Consider the following 16179-nt stretch of genomic DNA (forward strand, 5'->3'; position numbering starts at 1 on the left):
CCCCTTCTCCAGCACCCCCTCCGGCAGCTCCACCGTCCCCGACGCCAGCGCCACCAGATCCACCCGCGCGCCCATCTCCTCCGCGAAGTCCGTCAGCCGCCCCCGGTCCGCCGCCGAGCGCATGTCGACCAGGGCGACGATCACGTACCACTCGCGCGGATAACGCGCGTGCAGGGCGCGGATGGTGTTGAGGACGGTGTTCCCGGTGGAGAACTCGTCGTCGACCAGGACCAGCGGCCCGGCCGAGGCCAGCAGCGCCGGATCCTCGGGCAGCAGCAGATGCGAGGTGGCGTGCGAGTGCGACTCCTCGAACCCGCCCGCCCTGGGCACCCCCGGGACCGGCCGCCGCGTGGAGTGGAGGTACGGCGCGTCCCGCACCCCGTCGGCAACCGCGTGCCCGAGGCCGGTCGCGGTCTCCGCGTACCCGAGCACAACCGCGCGCGCCACATCCGGGCCGAGCAGTTCCCGTACCCGCTCGCCGAGTTGGAGCCCTGTCCCGTATACGACTTGAGGGTGCTGCGGTACATGTTTGCCCAGCACATTCGAGACAAGGAGATGCGCCCGTTTGGGGTTGCGGCGCAGCGCCAGGCCCAAAAGTTCCGGCAGCCTCTCGTCGCCCGCGAGCCGCACACCGAGCCGCTCGGCGACCCACGTACCCGACCAGACCATCCCGCTGTTCTCTTCCGTCCCGACGGACACACTCTCCCCTGACAGCACTGACGACACCGACGACACGGCCGGCACAGAAAACCCGGCCGACGCAGAAGACACGGCCGGTACAGAGGACACGGGCGAGACCTCCGGCACGGGCGACACCGCCGAAGTTCCCGCCTGTGCCCGTGTCACCCCGGACCGCTCCGCCCCGCTCACTCGCCGAGACCGGCCGTGAGCAGCTCCACGAACCCGACGTCCTCGCGCGCCACCCCGAACACCTCGGCCCGCTGAAGGGTGCGCTCGGCCCAGGCCCGGTGGGGCTTCACCTCGTTCATCTTGTTCGTGTACGCCGAGCGCAGCACCCCGCCCCCGTCCCGCTCCGGCCGCAGGATGTCCTGCGCGTCGCTGAACTCCTCATGGCTGACCACCGACAACGCGTGCACGGGCGGGACATGGGACGGATGGATACAGGTCTTGCCCATCAGACCATTGGCCCGGTCGAGCTCGATCTCGCGCAGCAGCCCGTCCAGATCGTGCTCGATCAGAGCCGTACGAAGCTCCTCCGCGCGGCCTTCGAGGAAGGGGCTCCGCCGGAGCTGGGGCTTGAACATACGTTCCTGCAGACGGAAGTACTCCCATACCGGGCCGGTGATCGTGAACCCCGAACCGTCCGCGCGCCCCAGCACATTGACCACATCCGCGATCACCCCGGCCACGATGCGCACGTCGTACGCCGTCATGTCCGGCGACCTGCGCAGTCCGTACGCCGAGCAGAAGTCGGTGACGCCGAGGCGCAGCGCCAGCACCCGGTCGCGGTACTTGTCGACGACATTCGCGATCCCGGTGAGCGTCTCGGTCCTGGTCTCCAGATGCAGCAACTCGGGCGATTCGAGCACCGGCATCGCATAGAGCAGATGGCCGGTCACGCTCTCCGCCTCCGCGAGCGCCTCCAGGAACGGTGTCCCGCGCTCCTCGGTGAACTTCGGCAGTACAAATCCGGACAGCAGCCGGATCGAGGTGCCCAACCGCCGGGCGAGATCGGGAATCTGCTCCGGCTCCCGGACCCGGATGAAGAGCAGGGGGGTCCCTGCGCCCCGCTCGTCGAGATCGGCGAACTGCCGGACCAGATTGGCCTCGGCGGCCTCGACCTCGGAGTCATGGATGGAATCCTCCAGGCAGAGCACCATGGAGACGACTCCGCACCGGGTCTGCTTGACCACGTCGTCGGCCAGTCGCGGCCGGGTGGCCGGGCAGTAGAGCGTGGCCCCGAGAGCGGCCGCCAGGAGACGGGCCGGAGAGCCCGAAGTGAACTCGCACGGCTCCTGATGGAACAGACCCTCGCGGGCAGCGGGCGGGATATGCCCGAAATGACGCATGTGAATCCCCCGTACTGCCGATGTGGCCGCTGGGCATGTGGCCGGTAATAGTACGTACGGACGGGTGTCAAGAGTTCCCACGGTTCATGAAATCCAGGTAACTCGTCCGCTTCGCGCCCATGTCCTCGCCCCTGTCCCCCGGGGCGGGCTGCACAGCTCGACGGAGTTGCAGGGATCTGCCCGCCCCGCGTTGTCCGTACGGGTGGCGGGAAGGCAGGATGACAGGCATGACGCACGCGATGCTGAAGGGCTCGAACGTCCCTCTCGACGCCATGGCCGTACGAGCCGTGCTGCGGTGGTCCCCGGGTGCGGGGATCCCGGATGTGGACGCCTCCGCCCTGCTGCTCGGCCCCGACGGACGGGTGCGCTCCGACGAGGACTTCGTCTTCTACAACCAGCCCCGGCATCCGTCCGGGCTGGTCAGGCGGCTGCCCAAGAAGCAGGCGGGGGACGCGCTGACCGATGCGGTCGAGGCGGACCTCGCCGCGCTCGACGCCTCGGTCGACCAGGTGGTGCTCGCGGCCTCCTCCGACGGCGCGAGCTTCCAGCATGTCGACGATCTGCGGATCCTGCTGTACGACGCGGCCGCGCCCGACGGCGAGCCGCTGGCCGTCTTCGACGTACGGCCGGAGACCGGCGAGGAGACCGCGATCATCTGCGGTGAGCTGTACCGGCGCGGGGACGGCTGGAAATTCCGCGCGGTCGCCCAGGGCTACCCGACCGGTCTGGTGGGTCTGGCCACCGCGTTCGGCATCTCGGTGGACGAGAGCGAGGAGTCCTCCGGCGATCCCGCCGCCTCCGACTCCGCCTCCGCTGCTCCTTCCGCCACGTCCGACCCCGGCGCCACGGTGGCCGCCGAGCCGCCCGTACGGGTACCGCCGCCACCGGCCCAGCCGCCCACCCAGCCGATGGCCCCCGCGTACGGCTATCCGCACCCGCATCCGCCGATGCCCGCCGCCGCCCGGACCGGCTACGGCTACCCCCAGCCGGTGGCAGCGCCGCAGCCCCAGACCGGCTACGGCTACCCGCAGCCGGCCGCGGCGGCGGCGCCCGCGCCCGACCCGAATTTCCGGCTGCCTCCGATGGGACCGCAGTTCATCCGCCCCTGAGAAACCCAGCCCCGGGGGCGGACCGGCTCCAGGAGGGCCCCATGGAGCCCCTGAGTCCCGGCCGCCCCCGCTCATGGCCGCCCGCTCAGGTCTTCGTCTTGTAGCCACGGCCCCAGTGGAGGCCCCAGCCGTACAGCCGGTCCAGCTCCGCCTGGAAGCCGTACACGAACTTCACCTCGCGGCGCACGATCAGCTCGCCCTTGACGTTCTGCACCGAGAACACCGCGCAGGACCGCGCCTGGGGCGCGTCCTCGTCGAGTTCGATCTCGATCCGCGGCCCGCTGCTCGGGTAGAGCGTCACATGCGCGTGCGTACGGTCAAAGGCCGGCGTCTGGTCGTAGATGTAGACGAAGAACAGCAGCCGCTTGATCTCTTCCCAGTGATCGAGATTGGCATAGATCGTCTCGCCGGAGCCCGAGCCGAACCGGTCGTCGCCACTGAGCTTGATGTACGGCGGATCGTTGAGGTCCCCGAGGAAGTTGCCCAGCGGCTGCACCACGCCCTTGCTGCCGTCCGTCAGCTCGTACATACAGCCCAGATCGAGGTCCACATTGACCATGCCCTGGGTATGGGCCTGGACCACATCGGGCTTGAAGAGCTTGAAGGGGTGCCGCAGCAGTGAGCTGTTCTGCCGGGACCGGCCCTCGATGTCGGAACTGCGCATCCGCCAGGAGAGGTTGACCCGCAGATTGCCCGTGGCCGCGCCCTGCTTGGTGAGCGACACCGAAGGACGCCGCCGGGTCAGCTCGATGGAGTTGGAGCCCGCGCTGCCCGAATCGAAATCCGACGCCCTTCCCCGCCACAGATTGTCCCAGAAGGCCATGCCCGCCCCACCCCTGTCTTCCACTCGGCCGCCGTCGGCCCGGTCGGCCGACGCCGGTGCCCGTCAGTACACCGAACGATGGGGCGGCCGCCAGGCTTCCGCCTCACGGCCGCCCCGTTCAGAGCGTTCCCGAAATCCCCTCCTGGTCACACCCGGAGGACCGGCTCACCAGAGGGCTCACCGGAGCACGCTTCAGACGTACGGCGCCACCCTCAGACGTGCAGCGGCTCCTTGTCGTCGTCCGGATCCTTGCCGCCGCCCTCTGCTTCCAGCGCCCTGTTCCTGCGCACGGACGACAAGAAAGAGGCAGCAATCAGGACAACACCGATCAAACCTGTGATGACTTCATTGATCGAGTGCTCAATCGTGATCAGGAGGATCACGGCCAGCGCACCGATCGCGTAGTGCGCGCCGTGCTCCAGATACACGTAGTCGTCAAGGGTGCCTTGGCGGACCAGATAGACAGTGAGCGACCGGACGTACATCGCGCCGATGCCGAGGCCCAGCGCCATCCAGAAGATGTGGTTGGTGATGGCGAAGGCGCCGATGACCCCGTCGAAGGAGAAGGACGCGTCCAGCACCTCGAGGTAGAGGAAGAGGAAGAAGGCGGCCTTGCCGGCCAGACCGACCGCGGAGATCTGCTTGCCCTCGGCCTTGGCCTTCTCCTCCTCTTCCTGCTCCTGCTCCTCCTGCTCCTCCAGCCGGTTCTCGAAGTAGCCCGAGAGCCCGCCGACCACGAGATAGGTGATCAGACCCGCGACACCGGCGAGCAGCACCGTGGCGGACTTGTCCTGGTAGCCGGAGCTGGTGTGTGCGTGGGTGGCGAAGGTGAGCGCCGTGACCAGCAGGACGATCATCGCGACGCAGACCGACAGCATGTCGACCTTGCCGAGCTTGGCCAGCGGACGCTCCAGCCAGTTCAGCCACCTGATGTCCCGCTCCTCGAAGATGAAGTCGAGGAAGATCATCAGCAGGAACATGCCACCGAAGGCGGCGATGGCCGGGTGGGCGTCGGTGACCAGCGCCTCGTACCGGTCGGGATCGTCTAGCGCGATCTGTACGGCGTCGATCGGTCCGACCTTGGCGCTGATGGCGACGATCACGACGGGGAACACCAGTCGCATACCGAACACCGCGATGAGGATGCCGACCGTGAGGAAGATCTTCTGCCAGAAGGCATTCATCTTCTTCAACACCCCTGCGTTGACAACCGCGTTGTCGAACGACAGGGAGATCTCAAGGATCGACAGGATCAGTACGATCCCGAACGCCTCCCACCCCCACTGCCAGGCCGCGAAGGCAAGGCCGAGCGCCGTAATGGCGAACGACCAGCCGAAGGTTTTCAGGATCACTGGCTACCCCATCTGGTGATTAACGGGTATTCCCCCGCGCAGAGCACTGCTTTACGAAACGTTGACCCCGAAGTCTAGAGCGATGCCCCTCAGCCCCGACGCGTACCCCTGTCCCACGGCCCGGAACTTCCACTCGCCGCCATACCGGTACAGCTCGCCGAAGATCATCGCCGTTTCCGTGGAGGCGTCCTCGCTGAGGTCGTACCGAGCCAGTTCCTGGCCGTCGGCCTGGTTGGCGACCCGGATAAAGGCATTGCTGACCTGGCCGAATGTCTGGCCGCGATTGTCGGCCTCATGGATCGAGACCGGAAAAACGATCTTGTCGCAGTGCGCCGGCACCTTGGAGAGGTCGACCAGCAGGGATTCGTCGTCGCCCTCGCCCTCACCGGTGAGGTTGTCACCGGTGTGCTCGACGGACCCGTCCGGGCTCGTCAGGTTGTTGTAGAAGATGAACCACTCGTCGCCGAGCACCCGACCCGACTGGCACAGCAGGGCGCTGGCGTCGAGGTCGAAGGGCGCTCCGGTGGTGGAACGCGCGTCCCAGCCGAGCCCGACCAGCACCTGGGTGAGGTTAGGTGCGGCTTTGGAGAGGGAGACATTGCCTCCCTTGGCGAGTGTGACGCCCATGATGGTGAGTCCTCCCCGAGGTGATGTGGTGCTGTGCAGCGAGGTCAAGACGCGCCTGACGTCCTGCCCCTTCAAACCCTGTTCATGCCGTTCGTATCCGTACCGGTGCGGCCGGTGTGCCCCTACCGGCACGAACCGGACCCCTCCGCGTACGAATGCGAGACGCATACGGCCGGATGCGAGACGCGTACGGCGCCGCACAGAAGTGTGCGGCGCCGGACACGGAAAGACGAGCGGTTCAGACGTTGACGCCGAAGTCCTGCGCGATGCCGCGCAGCCCGGAGGCGTACCCCTGCCCGATGGCGCGGAACTTCCACTCGGCGCCGTTGCGGTACAGCTCGCCGAAGACCATCGCGGTCTCCGTGGAGGCGTCCTCGCTCAGGTCGTACCGCGCCAGCTCGTTGTTGTCGGCCTGGTTGACGACGCGGATGAACGCGTTGCGCACCTGGCCGAAGGACTGCTGGCGGCTCTCCGCCTCGTAGATCGAGACGGGGAAGACGATCTTGTCGACATCGGCGGGGACCGCGGCCAGATTGACCTTGATCGCCTCGTCGTCGCCCTCGCCCTCACCGGTCAGATTGTCACCGGTGTGCTCGACGGAGCCGTCCGGGCTCCTGAGGTTGTTGAAAAAGACGAAGTTGCCATCGATGGCGACCTTGCCCTCGGCGTTGGTCAGCAGGGCGCTGGCGTCGAGGTCGAAGTCACTGCCGGTGGTCGTACGGACGTCCCAGCCCAGACCCACGGTGACCGCGGTCAGGTTGGGCGCGGCCTTGGTCAGCGAGACGTTTCCGCCCTTGCTGAGGCTGACTCCCACGAGTCCTCCCTTTGGTTTCTCGGGGCGGCGCTGCCCCTGAAGCGTTGCATCGGATCAACGACTGGATCCTAGTGACCGGTTCCCCGCCACCGGGCGATTTCGGATGGTTCAGCGGGCGGCCGGCTCGGGGCGGCCGGCCCGGGGCCACCCGGTCAGAGCGCGGCGAGCGCCTTGACGTAGTCGTCGAGGTCCCTGGCGTCCGGCAGACCGTTGACGACGGTCCAGCGCACGACGCCCTGTTTGTCCAGGATGAACGTACCGCGCACGGCACACCCCTTCTCCTCGTCGAAGACGCCGTACGCGCGGGAGATCTCGCCGTGCGGCCAGAAGTCGGACAGGAGCGGGTATTCGAGGCCCTCCTGCTCGGCGAAGACGCGCAGGGTGTGGATGGAGTCGTTCGAGACGGCGAGGAGCTGGGTGTCGTCGTTGGCGAACGAGGGGAGCGCGTCGCGCAGGGCGCGCAGCTCGCCGGTGCAGACCCCGGTGAAGGCGAAGGGGTAGAAGAGCAGCACCACGTTCTTCCCGCCGCCCGCGCCGTCGGCACCGCTTTCGGCGCCCGCCCCGGCACCGCCCTCCGCGCCCTCCGCCGCCCGGAAGTCGGACAGCCGCACGGTCCGCCCGTGGTTGTCCTTCAGTTCGAAGTCCGGGGCGGGAGCGCCGACCTCGATCGCCATGGGATACGTCCTTCCGCGTCGCCTGCCAAGCCTCTGCCGTGCCGTCTGAGGCCGCCCAGCTTAGGCCGTGTCTGCCACATCCCGTCCGGTGTGCGACGCCTCTGCCCTCTGAGCCTTGCCGGGCTCGCGGGAAGATCAGGCACCGGAGCGGTACGAGTGATGCGCGGGGCCCCCGCCGAAAGATCGGCGGGGGCCCTCAAGGCCGCTGTGGGTGCGCTGCCGCGTCTCGCGCCTTCGGTGAGGCGCCCGGGGTCAGCGCTTCGACTTCGCCGCCTTGGGGGTGACGAGCCGGCTGCCGGTCCAGTCCTTGCCTGCGTTGATGCTCTTGGTCTGGGACAGGCCCGCGGTCTGGGACGCCTCGTTGATGTCGCTCGGTTCGACGTAGCCGTCACGGCCTGTCTTGGGCGTCAGCAGCCAGACGGCGCCGCCCTCCTCGATCAGACCGATGGCGTCCACCAGCGCGTCCGTAAGGTCGCCGTCCTCGTCACGGAACCACAGGAGGACGGCGTCGGCCACGTCCTCATAGTCCTCGTCGACAAGCTCCTGGCCGATGACAGCCTCGATGGACTCGCGGAGCTCCTGCTCGACGTCGTCGTCGTAGCCGATCTCCTGGACCACCTGTCCGGGTTCGAACCCCAGCCGTGCGGCAAGGTTGGTCCGTTCCTCCGCGTGGTCCGCGGTCGCGCTCACGGATTGCCTCCTGATCATGTTTCGGAAAATGCTTCAGACCCGCGCGCACGCGGGGCATTGGCCGTAGTCCACACGGGCGGGGCGGATCGCGCAAGTACCCGGCCGCCGAGACCGCCGAAACGGTGACGTTCCGGGGCTCTTCACCGCATCTCCTGCCACTTCGCCACCGTGTCCTGTAACGCGGGCCATACGTTTGCTCCTCCTTCGCCATGTTATGCCGGTTCCATACGTCAATCAGGTCCGAACGGCCGAACGAAACACATAGTCGGGTTGGGCGTAAGGTTGCGATTTGACCGACGCGAGAACCGGCGTGAAGCCCGGGCCCGGGGCGGGATTCTCCGGATATTCCTCGTTACCCCCCGGTAGAGATGACGTTTCCTGCCCAGCGGTACACGATGGAGGCGGCGTACGTGCCCACTCCCTGGGGGGCTCCGGTGAGACACCCTCGGATGCCCGGGCCCTCGTAACAGCAGTCATCCGACGGCGTGCACCGCATCGATGCGTGCAGGGGCACGACACGACCGAACAGCGAAGGACAAGCGTGGCTTCCGGATCCGATCGCAATCCGATCATCATTGGCGGCCTGCCCAGCCAGGTCCCGGACTTCGATCCCGAAGAGACCCAGGAGTGGCTCGACTCGCTCGACGCCGCTGTCGACGAGCGGGGCCGTGAGCGCGCCCGCTATCTGATGCTCCGGCTGATCGAGCGCGCGCGGGAGAAGCGCGTGGCCGTGCCCGAGATGCGCAGCACGGACTACGTCAACACCATCGCCACCAAGGACGAGCCGTTCTTCCCCGGCAACGAGGAGATCGAGCGCAAGATCCTCAACGCGACCCGCTGGAACGCGGCCGTGATGGTCTCGCGGGCGCAGCGCCCCGGGATCGGCGTCGGCGGCCATATCGCCACCTTCGCCTCCTCCGCCTCCCTCTACGACGTGGGCTTCAACCACTTCTTCCGGGGCAAGGACCGCGGTGACGGCGGCGACCAGATCTTCTTCCAGGGCCATGCCTCCCCCGGTATCTACGCCCGCGCGTTTCTGCTGGACCGGCTGAGCGAGGCGCAGCTCGACGCGTTCCGCCAGGAGAAGTCGAAGGCTCCATACGGGCTGTCCAGCTATCCGCACCCGCGGCTGATGCCGGACTTCTGGGAGTTCCCGACCGTCTCGATGGGCCTCGGTCCGCTCGGCGCGATCTACCAGGCGCGGATGAACCGCTATATGGAGGCGCGCGGGATCGCCGACACCTCCGCCTCGCATGTCTGGGCGTATCTCGGCGACGGCGAGATGGACGAGCCCGAGTCGCTGGGCCAGCTCTCCATCGCCGCCCGGGAGGGCCTGGACAATCTGACTTTCGTCGTGAACTGCAATCTCCAGCGGCTCGACGGCCCGGTACGCGGCAATGGCAAGATCATCCAGGAGCTGGAGTCGCAGTTCCGGGGCGCCGGCTGGAATGTGATCAAGCTGGTCTGGGACCGCTCCTGGGACCCGCTGCTCGCCCAGGACCGGGACGGTGTCCTGGTCAACCGGCTGAACACCACTCCGGACGGGCAGTTCCAGACGTACGCCACCGAGACCGGCGCGTACATCCGGGAGCACTTCTTCGGCGACGACCAGCGGCTGCGCGCCATGGTCGAGCACATGACCGACGACCAGGTCCTGCATCTGGGCCGCGGCGGCCACGACCACCGGAAGGTGTACGCGGCGTACGCGGCGGCGAAGGCCCACAAGGGCCAGCCGACGGTGATCCTGGCGCAGACGGTCAAGGGCTGGACCCTCGGGCCGAACTTCGAGGGCCGCAACGCGACCCACCAGATGAAGAAGCTGACGGTCTCCGACCTCAAGGGCTTCCGCGACCGGCTGCACCTGCCGATCTCGGACCGGGAGCTGGAGGACGGCGCGCCGCCGTACTACCACCCGGGCCGGGACTCGGAGGAGATCCAGTACATGCACGACCGGCGCAAGTCGCTGGGCGGGTATGTGCCGACCCGGATCGTCCGCGCGAAGCCGCTGAACCTCCCCGGGGACACCACCTACGCGGCGGTCAAGAAGGGCTCGGGCCAGCAGGCGATCGCCAGCACCATGGCCTTCGTCCGGCTGCTCAAGGACCTGATGCGGGACAAGGAGATCGGCCGGCGGTTCGTGCTGATCGCCCCCGACGAGTACCGCACCTTCGGCATGGACTCGTTCTTCCCGAGCGCGAAGATCTACAACCCGCTGGGCCAGCAGTACGAGGCCGTGGACCGTGAGCTGCTGCTCGCGTACAAGGAGTCGCCGACCGGGCAGATGCTGCACGACGGCATCTCCGAGGCGGGCTGCACGGCGTCGCTGATCGCGGCGGGCTCGGCGTACGCGACCCATGGCGAGCCGCTGATCCCGGTCTATGTCTTCTACTCGATGTTCGGTTTCCAGCGGACCGGTGACCAGTTCTGGCAGATGTCCGACCAGCTCGCCCGGGGTTTCGTCCTGGGTGCGACCGCCGGCCGTACGACCCTGACCGGTGAGGGCCTCCAGCACGCGGACGGCCATTCGCATCTGCTGGCCTCGACCAATCCGGCCTGTGTCGCCTACGACCCGGCGTACGGCTTCGAGATCGCGCATATCGTCAAGGACGGACTGCGCCGGATGTACGGGCAGCCCGAGCCCGGCGAGAGCCCGGACGTCTTCTACTACCTCACCGTGTACAACGAGCCGGTCCAGCACCCCGCCGAGCCGGCCGATGTCGACGTGGAGGGCATCCTCAAGGGCATCCACCTCTTCCGGCGCGGCGACCGGGGCGCGGTCCGGGCGCAGATCATGGCGTCCGGAGTGGCCGTGCCCTGGGCGGTGGAGGCGCAGCGGCTGCTGGCCGAGGAGTGGAACGTACGGGCCGACGTCTGGTCGGCGACGTCCTGGAACGAGCTGCGCCGCGAGGCCGTCGAGGTGGAGCGGTACAACCTGCTCCACCCGGAGGAGGAGCAGCGCGTCCCGTATGTGACGCGGAAGCTCTCCGGCGCCGAGGGTCCGTTCGTGGCGGTCTCCGACTGGATGCGGTCCGTCCCGGACCAGATCGCGCGCTGGGTGCCGGGCCCGTACCAGTCGCTGGGCGCGGACGGCTTCGGCTTCGCCGACACGCGCGGCGCGGCCCGCCGCTTCTTCCACATCGACGCGCAGTCGATCGTGCTCGGGGTACTGACCGAGCTGGCGAAGGAGGGCCGGGTCGACCGCTCGGTGCTCAAGCAGGCCGTGGACCGCTACCGGCTGCTGGACGCGTCGGCCGCGGACCCCGGCACGGCGGGCGGCGACGCCTGACGGCCGCGCCCGCCCGCGGACGCCCCCGAGGGCGGCGGGGCCGGCGGGAAATCCGCCGGTCCCGCTGTGCCCGGCCCTTGTCATGGCCGACGGCACGGTCAGCGTTCCCAGAGTTTGAACGCCCGTACCCGGTACGGCGAGCCGGGCACCCAGGTGCCCTTGCCCGGGTAGGTCTCGAAGTCCCCCGTCTCGTCGCACTCGGCGGACTGATAGGTGGTCACGTTCCGGCCGGTGCGGTTGGCCAGCGACTGGACGGTGACGCCGGTCGCCAACGGGACGCAGCTCCCGGTCTCCGTACCGGCCAGTTCGTACGTGTGCCGCGTGCCCCGGAAGTCCTCGCCCGCCCAGAGGCACAGCTCGCCCTGGGCGCAGGCCCCGAGGCGGGGCGTTGGAGCCGCCGAGGCGGCGCTCTGCGGCAGCAGGGCGGCGACGGCCAGCATCCCGCCGGCCGCGGTGCAGAACATGATCTTGCGCATATGAATCGGTCCCCGTTCGGTCCCCGTGTGGTGCGATATCGGTCACCAGCACTCTGACCTGCGGCGCCGGGCCGGGGGAAGGGGCCGTGGCACCGTCCACCCAGATAGGCGACAGCCCTGCCGGAACCTTCCGGCAGGGCTGTTCCGAGTACTGAGTTGACGCGGGGTAACCCGGGGGCTGACGTCAGATGTGCACCCCTCCGCCCGCCGCGTCCGCGTTGTCTCCACGCTTCGTCAGCAGCGCGACAAAGATCGCCACGGTCGCCACACCGGCGGCGACCAGGCAGGCCAGGCTCATGCCGGACATGAAGGTGTCGTGCGCTACGCCGGTGATCTTCTCGGCGATCGCGGCGGGGGTGCCCGGCGCCACGGGAGGGACGCCGACCTGGACCGCCTCCGCGGCCTGGTCGGCCTGCGCGCCGGTGAGCGGGGGCAGCCCGGCACCGGTCCAGTTCCCCGGCAGGTCGTTGGAGACCTTCGAGGCCATGACGGCGCCGAGGACGGCCGTACCGAGACTGCCGCCGATCTGCATGGCGGACTGCTGGAGCCCGCCGGCCACTCCGGACAGCTCCATCGGGGCGTTGCCCACGATGACCTCGGTCGCGCCCACCATGACCGGGGCCAGACCCAGGCCGAGCAGTGCGAACCAGACCGACATGGTGAGGGTGCCGGTCTCGGTGTCCAGCGTGGACATACCGAACATGGCGGCCGCGGTGAGGGCCATACCGCCTGCCAGCGGGACCCGCGGCCCCACCTTGGTGATCAGCACCCCCGCCAGCGGCGAGCCGACGATCATCATGCCGGTGAGCGGCAGCAGCCGCAGACCGCTGTCGACCGCCCCCATGCCGTGCACGTTCTGGAGGTAGAAGGTGACGAAGAACAGCCCGCCGAGGAAGGCGATGGCCATCAGCACCATCAGGACCACACCGGCCGAGACCGGCACGGAGCGGAAGAGCCCCAGCGGAATGAGCGGCTCCTTGACCCGGGTCTCCCAGAAGGCGAAGAGGACGAAGCAGGCCAGCGAGACACCGATGAAGAGCCAGGTCGTACCGGAACCCCAGCCCCAGACCGGCGCCTTGATGATGGCCCAGACCAGACAGAACATCGCGGCGGAGAGCAGCACGATGCCGAGGACGTCGAAGGACCTCGGGGCGTTCTCGGCCCGGTGGTCCTTGAGGATCAGCACGCCGAAGACCAGGGCGATCACGCCCACCGGCACATTGATGAAGAAGACGGACTGCCAGCTCACATGCTCGACGAGCACACCGCCGAGGATCGGGCCGCCCGCGGTGGAGGCACCGATGACCATGCCCCAGATACCGATGGCCATATTGAGCTTCTCGGCGGGGAACGTGGCCCGCAGCAGGCCGAGCGCGGCCGGCATCAGCAGCGCGCCGAAGAGCCCCTGGAACACTCGGAAGACGACCACCAGGGCGATGCTGTCGGACAGCCCGATGGCCCCCGAGGCCGCGGCGAAGCCCACGACGCCGATGAGGAAGGTCTGCCGGTGGCCGAAGCGGTCACCCAGCTTTCCCGCGGTGATCAGGGCCACGGCCAGGGCAAGGAAGTAGCCGTTGGTGATCCATTGCACATCGGCGAAAGTGGCGCCGAGGTCCTTCTGGATGGCAGGGTTCGCGATCGCGACAATGGTGCCGTCGAGCGCCACCATCATGACGCCGATCGCCACGGAGAAGAGGGTCAGCCAGGGATGCCCGCGCAGTCCCTTGGTGGGCGCGGATGCCGGGTGTTCCGGGCTCTGCGGCGCCTTGTCGACGGTCTGACTAGTCATACGGGTACGCTAATGTCAGCCACTGACAATTGACAAACCATTTCACAAGTTGGTAACTGTCACGTAGCTCACAGATCGGCTGAGCAGGGCGAAAAATGTGGAAAGCGGTGGAATGAGGACCATTCGGTGACCCTCGGGCAGGACACAGCCGCCGGGCAGGAGCGGATATCCGCGGCTGAACAGCCGACCGGACTGCGCGCCCTCAAGAAGCAGCGCACCCGAGACGCCCTGCTGCGCGCGGCACTCGAACGGTTCACCGCCCAGGGGTACGAGCAGACCACCATCGACGAGATCACGAACGCCGTGGACGTCTCGCAGCGCACCTTCTTCCGCTACTACGCCAGCAAGGAAGAGGTCGCCCTCGCCGTGGTGGAGATGGTGGAGAACAAGTTCGTCGAGGCGCTGCGCGTACGGCCGCCCGCCGAGGGCCCGATGGAGGCCATGCGCAACGCCGTCGCCTCCGCCTGGACCACGGTCGGCGAGACCATCGAGTCGGTCGTACCGGTCGAGCTGTACATGCGGACGTACCGGATGATCGAGTCGACCCCGGCCCTGCTCGCCGTCCATCTGCGCCGCTCCGTCGAGCTGGAGGAAGGGCTCTCGCGGCTCGTCGCCGACCGCGAGGGGCTCGACGTGGACACCGATCCACGGCCCCGGGTGATCGTCGCCGCGTTCACCGGCGTGATGCGGATGACCGGGCGGCTCTGGGGCAAGGGGCAGGACACCGGTCTGGACGCCCTGCGCGCGATGTCCGAGTGCTGCATCGACCATCTCCGGCCCGCGCTCACCGAGAACTGGCGGACGCCCGGCACGGCCGGCGGCCCGTCAGCTTGTACGACCCACACCTCGGCCTGAGTACCTCTGCCTGAGCACCTCTGCCCGGGTACGTCCGCCCGAGTACGTCCGCCCGTGCTCCGCATCACCCGCACGCGCCCTCCGGAACCCCCGGACCGCGTACGCGAGCTGATCCCCCGTATGCCCGTACGGTCCGCCATCTGCCCGCAACGCGCCGAGCGTGCGGCCCCCTTGTACGTCCGGTGCGGTTACCTTCGGTTCAACCCTCACCCGTCCGTGATCCGCGTCACCCACGTCGCGAGGCCTCCCGCGCCCGTCCTAGTCTGGTAAACAGTGACCTCCTTCGATTCCTCTCCCTCCCTCAACGTATGGCGCGCCCTGCTCGCTCTCGCCGTCGTGTTCGTATTGCTGTCGACCACCGGCTGGACCGCCGTCCAGCGCCAGCGCGATCCCGGCGAGCCCCTCCAGGCCGCGCTCGACGCCTGGGAGCGCGGCCGGACAGGCGTACGGCATCTGCCGAGCCCCCGTTCCTCGCCGAAGCGGCTCGCCGCCTTCTTCGCCTCCCTGACCGCCGCCGAGCAGGAACGCCTCGCCACCACCTATCCGCTGGTCGTCGGCAATCTCAACGGCGCGCCGGTGTCGCTGCGTTACCGCGCCAACCGGCTGGCCCTGATGCGCGCGCGCACGGTGGAGGAGCGCCGTATGCACGACAGCAGACTCTCCAGCGACGGCCGCAGACAGGCGGGCCGCCGGATGCACCGGTACGAGTCGATGCTCGGCGGCGACCGGCAGATCCTCGCATTCGACCCGTCGGGCAAGGGCCGGGCAGCGGAGGTGCTCGGCGATCTCGAACGCGCCGAGCGGGTCTCGGTCGTGGTGCCGGGTGTCGACACGAACGTGCTGACCTTCGAGCGTACGGAGCGCTGGTACACGGCGCCGGTGGGCATGGCCGAGTCGCTCTACTCCGCGGAGCGCGCCGCCGATCCCGGCGCTCGTACGGCGGTGATCGCCTGGGCCGACTACACCTCGCCCGCCGGGCTCGGCATGGACGCGGCGATCGGCAAGCTCGCCGAGGAGGGCGCCGTACGGCTCGCAGCGCTGACCCGCGCACTGCCGGGGACCTCCAGGATCTCGCTCTTCTGCCACAGTTACGGCTCGGTGGTGTGCGGGGTCGCCGCGCGCGCCCTGCCCGCGCGGGTCGTCGATGTGGCGGTCGCGGGCAGCCCCGGGATGCGGGTGGGGAACGCGGGACAGCTCCGTACCGACGCCCGGGTGTGGGCCATGCGGGACCGCGACGACTGGATTCAGGACGTTCCGTATCTGGCGGTCGGCGGTCTCGGGCACGGCGCGGACCCGGTGGAACGCGCTTTCGGAGCCCGGGTGCTCTCGGCGTCCGGCGCCGCGGGACACAGCGGCTACTTCCAACCGGGGACGGAGAGCCTCGACAACTTCGCGGACATCGGCGTCGGTTCGTACACCACGGTGAGCTGCGCGGACGGCGACGCCGACTGTGTGAACGGAATCTCCGAGGCGGCCGGAAGCGGAGCGGGCCAGGCCTGACGTCCGACCGGACGCGCGGTCCGCCAAACCGCAAGGGCGCCTGATCCGGTGTCAGTCACTTGATCGGACAAGCGCCGGTGGCGCACACCCCACGCGCGTAGAATTCGTCCGTTGAGGCAGGCGACGCGCGGGCGCCCGCCGCCTACGATGAGGC

14 protein-coding genes are annotated in these 16179 nt (G+C 68.7%); 4 read left to right on the top strand and 10 right to left on the bottom strand.

Annotation, left to right across the window (positions count from 1 at the left end; translation table 11 throughout):
- Both WH07_RS22020 and WH07_RS22025 read right to left on the bottom strand, forming a co-directional pair.
- On the bottom strand, window positions 1–669 hold a 669-nt coding region (locus WH07_RS22020), incomplete at its 3' end, for a phosphoribosyltransferase domain-containing protein (protein ID WP_198533859.1).
- 197 nt (window positions 670–866) lie between these two features.
- The gene (locus WH07_RS22025; protein ID WP_046502748.1) at window positions 867–2030 is read right to left on the bottom strand and encodes an HpcH/HpaI aldolase/citrate lyase family protein; all 1164 of its coding nucleotides are present in this window, start codon (window positions 2028–2030) and stop codon (window positions 867–869) included.
- Window positions 2031–2248: 218 nt separating this feature from the next.
- Between WH07_RS22025 and WH07_RS22030 the strand changes: the two genes are divergently transcribed.
- The gene (locus tag WH07_RS22030; protein WP_079023443.1) at window positions 2249–3139 is read left to right on the top strand and encodes a TerD family protein; all 891 of its coding nucleotides are present in this window, start codon (window positions 2249–2251) and stop codon (window positions 3137–3139) included.
- A gap of 85 nt (window positions 3140–3224) precedes the next feature.
- Here WH07_RS22030 and WH07_RS22035 read toward each other — a convergent pair whose 3' ends face one another.
- From WH07_RS22035 to WH07_RS22060, 6 genes are all read right to left on the bottom strand, one after another.
- Complete coding sequence (locus WH07_RS22035) at window positions 3225–3962, bottom strand: TerD family protein (RefSeq protein ID WP_046502753.1); 738 nt, start codon at window positions 3960–3962, stop codon at window positions 3225–3227.
- A 212-nt stretch (window positions 3963–4174) separates the two neighbouring features.
- On the bottom strand, window positions 4175–5314 hold the full coding sequence (locus WH07_RS22040; protein ID WP_046502755.1) for a DUF475 domain-containing protein: 1140 nt from the start codon (window positions 5312–5314) through the stop codon (window positions 4175–4177).
- 51 nt (window positions 5315–5365) lie between these two features.
- Window positions 5366–5941: a TerD family protein gene (locus WH07_RS22045; protein ID WP_046502757.1), complete on the bottom strand. Its 576-nt coding sequence runs from the start codon at window positions 5939–5941 to the stop codon at window positions 5366–5368.
- A gap of 238 nt (window positions 5942–6179) precedes the next feature.
- Window positions 6180–6755: a TerD family protein gene (locus WH07_RS22050; RefSeq protein ID WP_046502761.1), complete on the bottom strand. Its 576-nt coding sequence runs from the start codon at window positions 6753–6755 to the stop codon at window positions 6180–6182.
- A 152-nt stretch (window positions 6756–6907) separates the two neighbouring features.
- Window positions 6908–7429: a peroxiredoxin gene (locus WH07_RS22055; protein ID WP_046502763.1), complete on the bottom strand. Its 522-nt coding sequence runs from the start codon at window positions 7427–7429 to the stop codon at window positions 6908–6910.
- Between the two features lie 252 nt (window positions 7430–7681).
- A complete protein-coding gene (locus tag WH07_RS22060; RefSeq protein WP_046502765.1) occupies window positions 7682–8119 on the bottom strand; it encodes a DUF3052 domain-containing protein in 438 nt (145 codons plus the stop codon).
- Window positions 8120–8660: 541 nt separating this feature from the next.
- Between WH07_RS22060 and aceE the strand changes: the two genes are divergently transcribed.
- A complete protein-coding gene (gene aceE / locus WH07_RS22065) occupies window positions 8661–11405 on the top strand; it encodes a pyruvate dehydrogenase (acetyl-transferring), homodimeric type (RefSeq protein WP_046502768.1) in 2745 nt (914 codons plus the stop codon).
- A gap of 98 nt (window positions 11406–11503) precedes the next feature.
- Here the strand turns inward: aceE and WH07_RS22070 are convergent, their stop codons facing one another.
- Together WH07_RS22070 and WH07_RS22075 are read right to left on the bottom strand one after the other, a co-directional pair.
- The gene (locus WH07_RS22070; protein ID WP_046502770.1) at window positions 11504–11881 is read right to left on the bottom strand and encodes a peptidase inhibitor family I36 protein; all 378 of its coding nucleotides are present in this window, start codon (window positions 11879–11881) and stop codon (window positions 11504–11506) included.
- A 184-nt stretch (window positions 11882–12065) separates the two neighbouring features.
- Window positions 12066–13670: an MFS transporter gene (locus tag WH07_RS22075; protein ID WP_046502773.1), complete on the bottom strand. Its 1605-nt coding sequence runs from the start codon at window positions 13668–13670 to the stop codon at window positions 12066–12068.
- Window positions 13671–13796: 126 nt separating this feature from the next.
- On the opposite strand from WH07_RS22075, the gene WH07_RS22080 reads away from it, so the two are divergent.
- A complete protein-coding gene (locus WH07_RS22080; RefSeq protein WP_408645890.1) occupies window positions 13797–14525 on the top strand; it encodes a TetR/AcrR family transcriptional regulator in 729 nt (242 codons plus the stop codon).
- 273 nt (window positions 14526–14798) lie between these two features.
- Window positions 14799–16025: an alpha/beta hydrolase gene (locus tag WH07_RS22085; RefSeq protein ID WP_046502775.1), complete on the top strand. Its 1227-nt coding sequence runs from the start codon at window positions 14799–14801 to the stop codon at window positions 16023–16025.
- Window positions 16026–16179 lie beyond the last annotated feature (154 nt).

It is taken from the genome of Streptomyces odonnellii, assembly GCF_000981895.1.
Taxonomy (GTDB): domain Bacteria; phylum Actinomycetota; class Actinomycetes; order Streptomycetales; family Streptomycetaceae; genus Streptomyces; species Streptomyces odonnellii.

Excerpts from the sequence above, each read along its gene's own strand:
- WH07_RS22030 (WP_079023443.1), top strand. The coding sequence starts at position 2,249 with ATGACAGGCATGACGCACGCGATGCTGAAGGGCTCGAACGTCCCTCTC.
- WH07_RS22035 (WP_046502753.1), bottom strand. The coding sequence starts at position 3,962 with ATGGCCTTCTGGGACAATCTGTGGCGGGGAAGGGCGTCGGATTTCGAT.
- WH07_RS22025 (WP_046502748.1), bottom strand. The coding sequence starts at position 2,030 with ATGCGTCATTTCGGGCATATCCCGCCCGCTGCCCGCGAGGGTCTGTTC.
- WH07_RS22070 (WP_046502770.1), bottom strand. The coding sequence starts at position 11,881 with ATGCGCAAGATCATGTTCTGCACCGCGGCCGGCGGGATGCTGGCCGTC.
- WH07_RS22075 (WP_046502773.1), bottom strand. The coding sequence starts at position 13,670 with ATGACTAGTCAGACCGTCGACAAGGCGCCGCAGAGCCCGGAACACCCG.
- WH07_RS22045 (WP_046502757.1), bottom strand. The coding sequence starts at position 5,941 with ATGGGCGTCACACTCGCCAAGGGAGGCAATGTCTCCCTCTCCAAAGCC.
- WH07_RS22055 (WP_046502763.1), bottom strand. The coding sequence starts at position 7,429 with ATGGCGATCGAGGTCGGCGCTCCCGCCCCGGACTTCGAACTGAAGGAC.